Consider the following 13,256-nt stretch of genomic DNA (forward strand, 5'->3'; position numbering starts at 1 on the left):
ATACATGGATCTGGCGATTAGTATCGCATTAAATAATTAATAGCAAAATATGCGCTCAAGAAGCCCGTGCTTCTTTCGCTTAGTTCTTCGGATTCGCTTCGCTCATCTTACAGATTTTAAATGCTTCGCATTTAAAACACAGCACACAATGCGCTCAAGAAGCTCGTGCTTCTTTCGCTTAGTTCTTCGGATTCACTTCGCTCATCTCGAAGATTTTAAATGCTTCGCATTTAAAACACTACAAGTGACTTGGAGCGGATGACGAGATTCGAACTCGCGACCCTCGCCTTGGCAAGGCGATGCTCTACCACTGAGCCACATCCGCAAATACATTTGTTATTATACATTAGAAAAATTGTTTTGTAAAGTTTTTTTATAATTTATTCTTTGTTTTTTTTCGATTACTTTAATATTTTAAATCTATATTTCTTTTTTGTCAAATATTCTTTTCTTTAAGATTCTACAATTTATTATATGGTATAATATTTTTATTGTGAAATAATTTTTTTGGAGGTTTTTATGTTTGAATTTCATGATGTCACTTTTAAAGACATCATTAAAATAGATAATTTACGAATTAATCAAAATGAAGTTACTTGCATTATTGGTCCTAGTGGCTCTGGGAAGTCTACCATGCTAAAGCTTATAAATAAACTCATATCCCCAAGTTCAGGTTATATAACTTATAATGGCAAAGATATTGCAAATATCGATCCTGTTTCTTACAGGCGTAGAGTTCCAATGCTCGCCCAAAATCCTCTTACTTTTAAAGGGAGTATAAGAGATAATTTATTAATTGGTAGAAAATTTCAAGATAAAGATCCAGTAAGCGATGAAATTCTAAATAAGGCTTTGGCTTCTGTAAAATTAGATAAAAGTTTATCTACCGATATGGAAAATCTTTCTGGTGGCGAATGTCAGAGAGTCTCAATTGCAAGACTTATGCTTTTAGATTCTCAAATTTATTTACTTGATGAACCATCTTCAGCTCTTGATGATATTACTGAAGATTTTGTAATTGCCACCATGGTTGATATGGCAAAAAGAGAAGATAAAACTATCATTTATGTAACCCATTCTAGCGAAATTTCAAAAAAATATTCCGATAGGATAATAAAAATTGTAGATGGAGAAGTTAGCCATGAATAATTCTGTAATAAATTTAAGTAACCAGCAATTAATTTTAACTTATATATTTACTGCAATCGCACTTTTGTTAACTTCATTAAATGGCATCAATAGAAATAAGGATATCATAGTTGGAACAATAAGAATGACTATTCAGCTTTTTATAGCAGGTTTTATACTTGTTTATGTCTTTGACAGTTCTTCTATAGTTCTGTCAACTTTGTTGATTTTACTCATGGAAAGTTTTGCTGTTTTTAATATAATTTCACCTAAGAAAGATAGGTTAAATAGTAAACTTAAAAAAACTATAGCTATTGCGCAAATTTCTGGAACAGTTTTTACCCTAATATTTTTTCTATTAGTTGTTATTAGGCCAAAACCAATTTATAATCCTCAATATCTAATTCCTCTTGGTGGAATGATTATTGGAAATTCGATGACAGGAATAAATTTGGCATTAAACGGTCTTTTAGATGCAAGTGAAAATAATAAATCCAAAATTGAGGGATCTTTAATGCTTGGAGCAAGTCCTCGTATAGCCATGGATAAATTTATACAAAAATCTTTTGACACTGCCATCACTCCAACCTTAAATTCCATAAAAAATATTGGCATAATTTCTTTGCCAGGAATGATGACAGGGCAGATTTTAGGTGGAGTTTCACCTCTAATTGCAATTAGATATCAAATAGCAATAATGACAGCGATATTGAGTTCTGTCAGTATTTGCGTCTTTGTTTTCTTGCATTTAGGTTATAAAAATTTCTTTAATAAGCAGGAGCAACTTATTTGACTTTATTAAAAAAGTGGCTAGAGTAAAATAATGATTTTACTTCAACCACTTTTTTGGGTTTTTTAATCTATAAGTTTTTTTAAATTATCATCTTTTATCTCTTCTTTTAGCCATGAAATAACAGCAAAATTTCCCTTGGTGTGTTGGTCAATTTTGTTTATCCACTTGATTTCTTCGTTGGCTTTTGATGATAATATTTTATTTGTCGAATTTGTTAGATACAAGGATGAGTTAATTACCCACCATTTGCTATTTATATTTGCTCTTTTTAGATCTTCTTCAAGCCTATAAGCTTCATAATATGGGGTTGGTTCTGCAAGTGTAACAATTATTACCTCAGTTAAGTTCTTATCTCTTAATTTTGGCAATAATTTCTTAGTTGCTTCTGGAACTTCTCCATTGGATCTTTCAATTTCTTTGTTATAGCTATCTGTTGAATCTAATAATAAAAGAGTATGGCCAGTTGGAGCTGTATCAATGATTACAATTTCATCTTCAGATTTTTCGACAATTTCTGCAAATGCTCTAAAAACAGCAATTTCTTGCGTACACGGGGATCTTAAATCTTCCATTACGTATTCTAGATCTTCTTTGGACATAGTTTCTCTAGCCTTAGAGAGGACTTCTTCTTGATATTTTTTAAGTTCTAACTGTTCATCTATATGACTCATGGAAATATTTTCATTTTCTTTAATTACATATCTTAAATGATCAGCAGGGTCTGTTGTGGATAAATGAACTTTTTTTCCTTTTTCTGATAAGCCTAGAGCAATTGCTGCAGCAACGGTGGTTTTTCCAACGCCACCCTTACCCATAGTAAATATTATCTTTTTATTGGTCGAATATAGGTCAGAAATAACATCTTTTAATTTTTTGATAGACTTTGCATCTAATTTTTGCTCGTCTTCTTGGTAATCATCCCTGGTAAATAAATTTCTAATTTTTTCTATACCACTTATATTGTATGATCTTAGGGCAAGGCTATATGTTTCTATGCTTTTTAGGTAATCAGACATATTTTCCATAGCTTGCTTTTGCTTTTGGTAAAGTGAATTAGAAATTTCATCATCAAAGGATGTTAAAACTCCATTAATTATTAAAATTTGATTGTTAATACCAATATTTTTTAGCTCTTTTGATGCTCTTTCCGCCTCATTTATTGGGCCTATTTCAGGTCTTGTAACTAGAACTAGCCTTGTCATTTCTCCGTTAGCTAAAGTATCTACAGCGGTTTTATACATCTCTTTTTTATCTTCCAAACCTGCAAGTTGACCAAGGCAAGATGCACCATGGGTGCTTTCGCTAATAAAGTTAGTCCAAGCAGATGGTAATTGTAGCATTCTTAAAGTATGCCCTGTTGGTGCAGTATCGAAAATTATATGATCAAATTCCTTTTGCATATCAAGATCTGTTATAAATTTTGAAAACTCATTAAAGGCTGCAATTTCAACAGTACAAGATCCAGATAATTGCTCATTCATATTTTCTACAGCAAAATCTGGCAATACTCCACGATAAGGAGCTATAACACTTTCCCTATATTCTGCTGCTGATTCTATTGGATCAAGATTTGCCACAAAAAGTCCCTTTATTTCTTCAATTTCTTTAGCTTTACTAGTTAATTTTACTTTGAATATATCTTCTAAGTTTGAAGCTGGGTCAGTACTTATCAAAAGAACTTTTTTACCATTATCAGCAAGATTAGCTGCTGTAGCTGATGCTATGGAAGTTTTACCAACTCCTCCTTTTCCTGTAAAAAATAAATACTTAGTTAGTTTGATATCGCTAGGATTAAAATTATTCATTATCTTACTCTTTCTAATACTTAACAACAAGATGGCTTGCTATCAGAGCTATTTTTACTTTCTCCATTCTCGCAGTCACAAGTTTCGCCATCTTCGCAGTCACAAGTTTCTCCATCTTCACATTTACAAGCATCTTCTTCATCTTTTTTGGAAATTAAATCCACAGAAATTCCTGAAATTTCTGCAAATTCTTCATTTGTCAAATATCTGCCAGTCATAACTATTTCATCGTCAACAGTTGTAATCGGAAGTGCATATTTACCTTTTTCTTTTAATTGCTCTTTGATTTTTTCGTTTTTTGCAAATTTATCTGGAAAGCTTGATAGGTTGTATCTATCGATATCGACCTTGTTTTTAGTCATATTATCTATAGCTACAGAAATTCTTATTAATTCTGGATCAAGGACAGGCCCACAAAGTCCAGTCGGACAACACATAGCTCTTTCATAAAGTCTTATTTTTTTCATAAGTTCCTCCTACTTTTAATTTTTATACTAATGACAATTATTTAAATAGATATATACAAATATTTCTATATGTATTGTAAGATTTAAAGCCTTATTTTACCTTTCTCATGGCATATACAATCAGGACTATCTTTAAATATTTCTTCAAGAGAAGCTTCAATTTCATTTAATGTGTCAAGATTAAGAGAATAAAATACATTCTTCCCATCTCTTCTACTAATTACTATTTGACAATCTTCTAATTTTTTCATATCCGCTGATAAAGTCGGCTGTGTAATATCAAATTTTTCTAGAATCTGACAAGCACAAAGTTCTCCACAAGAAAGCATATCTACTATTTGTAGACGTTTTGGATCTGATAAAACTTTTAATTTTTTTGAAATATCTATATAAATATTATAATTTTTCGCCATCATAAATTACCTCTTTATTACTATATCATATACATAGAGATATTTCAATATATCTATGTATATTTTTTAGATACTTTTCTTTTTTCTACTCTTTAGAAGGTAAACTATTTACTATTATTTACAAAAAAATAATGTAATATCTTTTAATCGATAATACATTATTTTTGTTAAATTCAATTTTAGTCCAATTCTAAGGCACCAGTATATAGACCGTAGTAAGTTCCTTTTTCTTTTATAAGTTGGTCGTGACTTCCTCTTTCGATAATTCTTCCATCTTCCATAACCATTATCACATCGGCATTTTGTATGGTTGAAAGTCTGTGAGCAATTACAATTGATGTTGAACCTTCCATCAAATTATCCATAGCCTTGGTTACTTTGATTTCTGTTGATGTATCAATTGAGCTAGTTGCCTCATCCAAAATTAGCATTGGAGGATCTGCAATGGCAGCTCTTGATATGGAAATTAATTGATTTTGTCCATCTGATAATGACGAACCATCTCCATAAATTTCTGTTTGGTAAGTTTCTGGTAGCCTATGGATAAAGGAATCTGCTCCAGCTAGTTTTGCAGCATCTTTTATTTCATTTTCGCTTGCACTGAGTTTTCCATATCTTATATTTTCGCTGATGGTTTCGGTAAATAAATTTACATCTTGAAGTACCATGCCAAAAGCTTTCCTTAGATGATCTTTTTTGATATTTCTTATATCAATTCCGTCAATTTTTATAGAGCCACTATCAATTTCATAAAATCTTGTAATTACGTTTGTAATTGTGGTTTTACCAGCACCGGTAGATCCTACAAAGGCAATTTTTTCGCCCGGATTTGCATAAAATGTTACATCTTTTAGGATCTTATCCTTGCCATTGTAGGAAAAGTCTACGTGCTCAAAATCTATTCTTCCTTCTAGTTCTTTATAAATTGTTTTTCCATCTTCTTCCCATTTCCAAGCATAGCATCTATCAGCAGAGCAAGGACTTGCATTGCCATCTTCATCTACTTTTACATGGGCAAGTTCTATATAACCACTATCTTTTTCAATTGGCATATCGATAATTTCAAAGATACGACTTGCTCCTGCCATTGCAGAAAATACAGCATTTGCTTGTTGAGAAACGTTAGCTATAGGATTTTGCAATTGGCGAGCGTTAGTTAAAAATGTAGCCAAAACTCCTATTGTTAGATTTCCATTTATGGCCATAATTACGCCAACTATTGCTATTATTGCATACATAATATTTATGGAATTTACCAAAAAAGGCATAAGTTTTCCTGCATTTATCATAGCCTCTGCCATTGTAAATCTTAAATTTTCGCTTTTTTCATCAAATTCTTTTATTGCATCTTCTTCTTTGTTAAAAACTTTTATGACTTTTTGTCCTGAAAGCATTTCTTCGTCAAAGCCGTTTAGGATCGATACATTTTTTTGAGCTTCGTTAAATAATTTACCAGTTCTTCCTACTATGTTTTTTAAGACAAAAATCATAATCACAAGACCAGCAAACATTACAATTGTAAGGATTAAAGATAATTTAACCATAACAATTATAGTTCCTATAAACATCAAAAGCGATCTTATCAGAGTTGGCAAAGTTGAGGATAAGGATTGCGATAAAATATCCGTATCGTTGGTAAATCTACTCATTATTTGCCCGTGCTGGTTAGTGTCAAAAAAGTTTATTGGCATTTTTTGAATTTTTATAAAAAGATCATTTCTCAAATTTCTAATGGATCTTTCGCCAATTCTTATCATAAGTCTTGTGTAGATAAAGGTTGTTATGGTTGAAATTAGATACACCAAGGCCATATTTATTACAGCAGTTTTAAGTCCACTAATATCAGATTTTAATATATAATTATCTATTATTGGCTGCATCATCGAAATTCCAATAACTTGCGTAATAGCAGATGCAATTACACAAACAAAGACAAGAGCTAATTGCCATTTATGAACAAAAAGATAAGAAAAAAGTCTTTTTAGAGCATTTATATCCAAATTTTTTTGATGTTTATCTTTGCTAATTTGAATTTCATCTACTTTAACATCGTCGATTTTTTTACTCATCTTCCCCTCCTTTGTGTTGAATATCATAAGTCATCTTGTAAATCTCTGATCTTTGGTAAAGTTCATCGTGACTACCTATATCAGAAATTCTTCCATCATCCATAACCACGATTCTATCTGCATTTTCAAAAGAAGATAATCTTTGGGAGATTATTATCTGTGTCATATTGTGGTCTAAATTCTTAAAGCCTTCCAACAATTTTGCTTCAGTTTTGGTATCGACAGCTGAAGTTGAGTTATCAAGTATTAGAATTTTTGGTTTTTTTAGTAGAGATCTTGCTATTGTAAGTCTTTGTTTTTGTCCACCAGAAACTCCAGTTCCCTTTTGTCCCAAAACTGATTGATAGCCATCGGCTCTTTCTTTAATAAATTCATCTGCTTGGGCAATTTTTGCCATTGCTAAAATCTCATCAAAATCAGCATCAGAATCTCCCCATCTAATATTATCTTCAATTGTTCCGCTAAAAAGCGTGTTTTTTTGTAAAACTATCGAAACTTCATCTCTCAAAACTTTTAGGTCATAATCCTTAATATCATTGCCTCCAACTTTAAGATTTCCTTCTGTTATATCATAAAGTCTTGGGATTAGTTGGACAAGAGTTGATTTTGACGAACCTGTTGGACCTAAAATTCCTATTACTTCGCCCGATTTGATATGAAGATTAATATCTTTTAGCTGATAAGTTTCGCTATCTTTTTCATATTTAAAACTTACATTTGTAAAGTCAACAGAACCATCAGCAAGTCTAAGACCCTCGATCTTATCATCATTATCCATAGAAATTTCACGAGTTAAAACTTCCTTTACTCGTATTACAGATGGAGATGCACTCATAAGCATAGTCAATACCATAGAAAGTCCGATTAAGGAGCCTAAAAGCATCATCGCATACATATTAAAGCTTACAAGATCTCCCACGCCAAGATTGCCTTTGATGATTTCTATTCCACCAAAATATGTTAGGCCTATAAAAGTTAGGTACAAAATAGAATTGGCGGATGGAAATATAAAACTCATTAATCCTTGAGAAGAATCTGACAATCTAAACATTTCTTCGTTGGCTATGCCAAATTTTTCTATCTCATATTTTTTTCTTACAAAAGCTTTAACAACACGCATATTATTTAGATTTTCTTCTACAACTTGATTTAGCTTATCGTATTGCTTTCTAAATTTCCTAAATTTGGGAATAGCTTTTGATGCAATTGTTATAACGATAATAACTAAAATTGGCATTATAAATAAGAAAATCATGGATAATTTTCTACTAGTCTTAAAGGCAAGACTAAAGGAAACTATCGCCATAACTAGAGTTTTTATAACAAAACGAGTGGTCATAAAAGATGATTGAGCTATTTGTTGCATGTCGTTAGTAATTCTTGTGATGAGCGAATGTACCCCAAAAAATTCAAAATCTTCAAAGGAAAATTCTTGAATTTTTCTAAATTCTGCTTTTCTTACATTATCTGTAAGTCCAGTTGAAGTCAAACCAGCATTTTTTGAAGCCTGCATACCGGTAAACATAGCAAGAGCTGACAAGATAATTATTATAAGTCCATATTTTATAGCTTCTTTTGGATCTTTTTGATAAATTACTTTATTTAAAATAATTCCCATGACTGCTGGTATTAGCAATTCAAAAACTGTTTCTAATACAGTCATAAGCATAGAAATATTTCTATTTTTCCTATATTTGCCTAGATAATTATTAATATAGGAAAAAGCCTTATTAAATTCTATTAATCTGTTCATATTCCCTCCTTTTTTATATTCGTTTCTAATGCTTTTATAAGTTCATTTAGGTTATTTTCAATTTCTCTTATTTTATCTTTGCCCAAATAATTATAAATTTCCTTATCAGATTTTGATAAATATGAGGAAATTTTATTGATTTCTTCCTTACCCTTATCAGTCAGAGTCATATTTTTTTGTCTTTTGTCATTTTCGTCTGAAACCATGGTCAAAAGATCTCTTTCCTTTAGGCTCATAACTATAGAGTTTATAGTTTGCTTGGGAGCCTTTAGTTTTTCTACCAAATCTTTTTGACTAATGACTTTATTTTCGTAAATATCGTATAAAATAAAAACCTCATAATGGTTTAAGCCAAATTGACCGACTCTTTCTTTATTTAAAGCTCCTAATTTTTTTAAAAGAGCAAATATATTAAAAATTTGACATGATTTATCATTCATTAATGGTCCTCCAAAATAATAACTATAATAATATAGTCTATTTACGGACTTTGTCAAGTCGAAAAATATTTTATAAATTGTATAATATATAAGCTTAAAGGAGTACTGATGATTGAATATTTACAAAAACAAAATGTCGATAATAAATTAATTGAAAAATTAGAAATATATAGAAAAGAAAATGGACTTTTTGATGATCCTAGAGTTATAAAACCAGAGTTTAAGTATTATGGCAAAGAAGTTTTAGAAGAATCTATTTCAGCTTTACTTGCTGGTAAAAATATTTTGCTAACAGGGGCAAAGGCTACTGGAAAAAATGTTTTGGCAGAAAATTTATCCTATCTTTTTGCTAGACCTTCATGGAATGTATCTTTTCATGTAAATACAGATTTTTCATCACTTATAGGAGCTGATACTTTCAAAGATAACCAAGTTACTTTTAGAAAAGGTCCAATTTATGAAGCAAGCACACGTGGTGGTTTTGCAGTTTTAGATGAGATAAATATGGCAAAAAATGAAGCGATTTCTGTTCTTCACGCAAGTCTTGACCATAGAAGAATTATAGATTTGCCAGGCTATGAAAAAATAAAATTAGATCCAAATACCAGATTTATTGCAACTATGAACTATGGTTATGTAGGAACTCGCGAAGTAAACGAAGCTTTAGCATCAAGATTTATGATAATTCATATGCCAAATATAACAAAAGAAAATCTTGACAAACTTTTGGCAGATACTTTTACAAATCTTAAAGAAGAATACAGAAAAGCCTTTATAGATATGTTTATTTCTCTACAATTTAAAAGTGAAAACAACGAAATTTCAACAAAATCTGTCGATCTTCGCGGACTAATTTCTGCCATTGAAACTATGCAAATAGGATTAAATCCTTATGATGCAATCCTTATGGGCATTGCCAACAAATCTTTTGATGAATTTGAAAGAGAAATTGTAATTGATACCATAAAAACAAAAATTCCAAGTCAAATAAAAGAGAGCATTTTTAATGACTGACCAAAGGGACAAAATAAGAGAATTTAATATAATTTGGGATTTTTCGCACAATTATAAATTTACTCCCCAAAAAACTTATCCCATGAACGAAGTCTACAAAAATATGATACAGGGCTTTATTATTAAGACTTTCGATCTCAAAATGCTAGATTCCTTTTTCGCATATCTAAAAAAAGATAATCCATTTTATGAGGACTTTGTCTTTATAACAAATTTGCTAATAGAAGAAATTTCCTACAAAGAATTAGCCAAAGAAAATTTGGTAATTGAAGATTTTAAAAAAGATTATGCAAGAAAAAAACTTAGAAAATATAGCTACCACCAGCCAAATAATCTAAAAGAACAAATTGAAAAAGCTTATTATGGCAAAGTTTTTGGAAAGCCGATTATTGAAGGAGCTTTATTTAGAGAAATTTATAGGGAAATTTTTAAAATAAATACCACCGACACAAATATCCTAATAGATAAGCTAAATAAGGTTTTTAAAAGTCATTTCAAATTTGAAAGAGGCAAAAAAGACCAAGGCCTTTTTGAAGAGATGGTAAAGGAAAATAAGGCTAAAGATTTTAAGGATAGCGAAAAATCCAAGGAATTTTCTGAAGATTTGATAAGAGAGCAATTTGCCATTGGTTCAGCAGAATTTACCGGAAATATTTATCTTGCAGAAAAGAAAAAAGATCTGGATAAAAATCTCTTGTTTTTAAATTCTTCTGATGATAATTACCATTCCTCAGATCAATTTATAGAAGATTTTTTTGGCAAATCAATTTTAGCCAAAGAAAAGCTTAACGCCATTGAAAAAACTGTTGCAAAAGGCATACATTCTGGCAAAAAATTATATTTTACTAAGGGAGAATATTCCGACAAAGCTAATGCAAAATTTTACAAAAAAAATCGAAAGAAGCAATTTGACAAAAACAAAAGCTATATAGAAGATAATTTTGCCATCAACAATAGAAATATCAACGAACTTAGCCTTGCCATCAAAAATTCTCTTATGACTTATGAAGATTTTGTTGATGTTAGGAAAAATTATGGAGCAATTGATTCTAGCAAAGTTTGGAAAGCCCCAATTCTTAACGACTACGATGTATTTAAGAACCAAGAATTAGATAAGGTAAATAAATTTAAAATCGATTTATTAATAGACTCATCAGCCAGTCAAATACAAAGACAGGAAATTCTTGCAAATCAAGCCTACATAATAGGAAAATCAATGGACAAAGTTGGAATACCAATTAGAATTATGGGCTTTTCAAGTCTTAGAGATCATACTGTTTTTAATTTGTATAGAGATTATAAGGAAAAAAATAAAAATTTAGAAATTTATAATTTCTATGCAGCAGGATCCAACAGAGATGGATTTGCTTTTAAAACTATCCATGAATTGATCAAAAAAGAAAGCGATACAAAAAATATTCTAATAATTCTTTCAGATGGCAAACCCAACGACAAGAGATCTAATATCAATACCAAAAAACTAAAGGAAAAAGACCAATATCAGGGAAAAATCGCCGTAGATGATACGGCTTTTGAAATAAGAAATCTAAAAAATGATGGAATTTCAATACTTGCAGTCTTTACAGGCGAAGATGAAGATGTCAAAAATGCAAAGCTTATATACAACAAAGATTTTGTGAGAATAACAAAATTAGAAAACTTTTCAAAAATAGTTTCAATTTTTATAAAAAATGAGATTCTTAATAATTAAAGATGCAAAAAAATGAACTGACCTCTTATCAAAAAAGTCAATTCATTTTCTAGCATCTTTTTATTTTTCTTTATTATTTTTTCGAGATTTTGCAGATTTATTGTTTGAATATAAATGTTTTCTCGCTTTTCTTTTTCTAAAATATTTATGGTAAATTACATTTATCAAATCCATAACTTCGCTAATTCTTGCAAGCACAATTATTATTGCATAAACTAAGGCTGCAAGAGCTATAGATATTAGGATTGCAAGAACATGGACCATAATTGGTGAAAGCAAGTTATACATTTTATTTGCAACAAGAGCCATGACAAAAGTTGCAAGGCTAATCTTAAAAATAGAAATCACTGTAGTTTTGAATTTAAAGCTTCCAAAATTATCCCTAAATTTATAGATCATAAGAGCCGAACCAATTATTGTTGAAATAACTGTTGCGTAAGCTAGGCCGTTAATAGCGAAAAATTGTATCAAAATTATATTTAAGGCTATATTTATAACTTGTTGAATTACTACTATAATAACTGGAGTTTTGGAATCTCCTACTGAGTAAAATCCTCTATCCACAACATCCGTTAGTGATTGGAAAATAACAAATGGTGCATAAGAAAACATTAGGCTTGCAACTGCTATTGTATCTTCTGCGCTAAAAGCTTTTCTTTGATAAACCAATTCTATTATAGGATTTGCTAAAACCATCATGCCAATAGTTGCAGGAATTACCAAAAGCATAGTTGTTACAACAGCTGATGAAATTGTTTTTTTCATCGATTCAATTTTTCCAGCTTGACCAAGTTCGGCAATTTTTGGAAATAGAGCTGTTGTTATTGAAACTGTAATAACTCCAGTAATTAATGTTAGCATGGTTTTGGCATAAAATATTTTTGCTATAGAAGCTTTGCCAAAAAAAGCTGACGCCATAGAATTATCTACAATAATAGATATTTCTCCAGCAGCTGATGAAATTATTACAGGAATTGCAATAATCATCAAATATCTTACATATTTATTTGAAAAATCGATTATCTTTTTGTGCTTGTAACCACTCTTTCTTGCTGCTCTTGGAAAGAAAATATATTGAAGAACATTTCCCAATAAACCACCGATAATTAACAAATAATAATTGCCAGTTATCCCCGTTAGAACTGTAAAAATAATTATTATAATGTTCATTATAATACCGGTTATGGCTGGATTAAAGAAATCACCCTTAATGTTTAAGTATCCCCTAAAAACTGCGGAATAAAGATAAGCATAAACTGCAAGCATCATTATTCTAGTATAATCTGTTGCAAGATCTAGCCATTGACCGCTAAGATCAAGAGAAAGAATTTTTGCAAAAGGTCTGGCGAAAATAATACCAATTATCACAGCAATCGTGCCAAATAACATCAAAATATTAAAAATATTTGAAGTAAATTCCTCAGCTTCTTTTATACCAGCTTCGTTTTTTGCTCTATTGTAAATGGGAATAAATCCTGAAATTATGCCGACAGCTATGAAATTTGCCACAACTACTGGTAGGGTATTGGCTGTTGTATATATTGATTTTAGATCTCCTGCCCCAATATATGATGCCATAACAGCTTCTCTAACAAAACCAAATATTTTGGAAATAATTGTTATAAGCATCAACATAAACGTCGTTTGACCCATAAAAACCTCA

The 13,256-nt window shown here is 30.5% G+C and carries 11 protein-coding genes and 1 tRNA gene; 4 read left to right on the forward strand and 8 right to left on the reverse strand.

The features are described from left to right. Nucleotides 1-250 precede the first annotated feature (250 nt). Nucleotides 251-325 (reverse strand) — tRNA-Gly (locus GAN53_RS00730). A 194-nt stretch (nucleotides 326-519) separates the two neighbouring features. Here GAN53_RS00730 and GAN53_RS00735 point away from each other — a divergent pair. Both GAN53_RS00735 and GAN53_RS00740 read left to right on the forward strand, forming a co-directional pair. Continuing rightward, nucleotides 520-1,149 carry an ATP-binding cassette domain-containing protein gene (locus GAN53_RS00735; protein ID WP_151409137.1) on the forward strand — a complete coding sequence of 210 codons (630 nt, stop codon included), beginning with the start codon at nucleotides 520-522 and terminating at the stop codon, nucleotides 1,147-1,149. After that, the gene (locus tag GAN53_RS00740; protein ID WP_151409138.1) at nucleotides 1,142-1,921 is read left to right on the forward strand and encodes an ABC transporter permease; all 780 of its coding nucleotides are present in this window, start codon (nucleotides 1,142-1,144) and stop codon (nucleotides 1,919-1,921) included. The genes GAN53_RS00735 and GAN53_RS00740 overlap by 8 nt, the downstream gene beginning before the upstream one ends. A gap of 62 nt (nucleotides 1,922-1,983) precedes the next feature. Here the strand turns inward: GAN53_RS00740 and arsA are convergent, their stop codons facing one another. The 6 genes from arsA to GAN53_RS00770 form a co-directional block, all read right to left on the reverse strand. Beyond that, nucleotides 1,984-3,726, reverse strand: a complete 1,743-nt coding sequence (gene arsA / locus GAN53_RS00745) for an arsenical pump-driving ATPase (RefSeq protein ID WP_151409139.1) — start codon at nucleotides 3,724-3,726, stop codon at nucleotides 1,984-1,986. 20 nt (nucleotides 3,727-3,746) lie between these two features. Continuing rightward, a complete protein-coding gene (arsD, locus tag GAN53_RS00750) occupies nucleotides 3,747-4,193 on the reverse strand; it encodes an arsenite efflux transporter metallochaperone ArsD (protein ID WP_151409140.1) in 447 nt (148 codons plus the stop codon). Between the two features lie 83 nt (nucleotides 4,194-4,276). Next, nucleotides 4,277-4,606, reverse strand: coding sequence for an ArsR/SmtB family transcription factor (locus GAN53_RS00755; RefSeq protein ID WP_151409638.1), 330 nt, complete (start codon nucleotides 4,604-4,606; stop codon nucleotides 4,277-4,279). Nucleotides 4,607-4,785: 179 nt separating this feature from the next. Further along, nucleotides 4,786-6,675, reverse strand: coding sequence for an ABC transporter ATP-binding protein (locus tag GAN53_RS00760; RefSeq protein WP_151409141.1), 1,890 nt, complete (start codon nucleotides 6,673-6,675; stop codon nucleotides 4,786-4,788). Continuing rightward, on the reverse strand, nucleotides 6,668-8,428 hold the full coding sequence (locus tag GAN53_RS00765; protein WP_151409142.1) for an ABC transporter ATP-binding protein: 1,761 nt from the start codon (nucleotides 8,426-8,428) through the stop codon (nucleotides 6,668-6,670). Before GAN53_RS00765 ends, GAN53_RS00760 begins: the two co-directional genes overlap by 8 nt. Beyond that, nucleotides 8,425-8,868, reverse strand: a complete 444-nt coding sequence (locus GAN53_RS00770; protein WP_151409143.1) for a MarR family winged helix-turn-helix transcriptional regulator — start codon at nucleotides 8,866-8,868, stop codon at nucleotides 8,425-8,427. Before GAN53_RS00770 ends, GAN53_RS00765 begins: the two co-directional genes overlap by 4 nt. Nucleotides 8,869-8,976: 108 nt before the next feature. On the opposite strand from GAN53_RS00770, the gene GAN53_RS00775 reads away from it, so the two are divergent. Next, a complete protein-coding gene (locus tag GAN53_RS00775) occupies nucleotides 8,977-9,882 on the forward strand; it encodes an AAA family ATPase (RefSeq protein ID WP_151409144.1) in 906 nt (301 codons plus the stop codon). Further along, the gene (locus GAN53_RS00780) at nucleotides 9,875-11,593 is read left to right on the forward strand and encodes a hypothetical protein (protein WP_151409145.1); all 1,719 of its coding nucleotides are present in this window, start codon (nucleotides 9,875-9,877) and stop codon (nucleotides 11,591-11,593) included. The genes GAN53_RS00775 and GAN53_RS00780 overlap by 8 nt, the downstream gene beginning before the upstream one ends. 60 nt (nucleotides 11,594-11,653) lie before the next feature. On the opposite strand, the gene murJ is transcribed toward GAN53_RS00780, so the two are convergent. Next, on the reverse strand, nucleotides 11,654-13,246 hold the full coding sequence (gene murJ, locus GAN53_RS00785) for a murein biosynthesis integral membrane protein MurJ (RefSeq protein WP_151409146.1): 1,593 nt from the start codon (nucleotides 13,244-13,246) through the stop codon (nucleotides 11,654-11,656). Nucleotides 13,247-13,256: the final 10 nt, after the last annotated feature.

It is taken from the genome of Anaerococcus sp. Marseille-P9784, from assembly GCF_902500265.1.
Taxonomy (GTDB): Bacteria; Bacillota; Clostridia; order Tissierellales; family Peptoniphilaceae; genus Anaerococcus.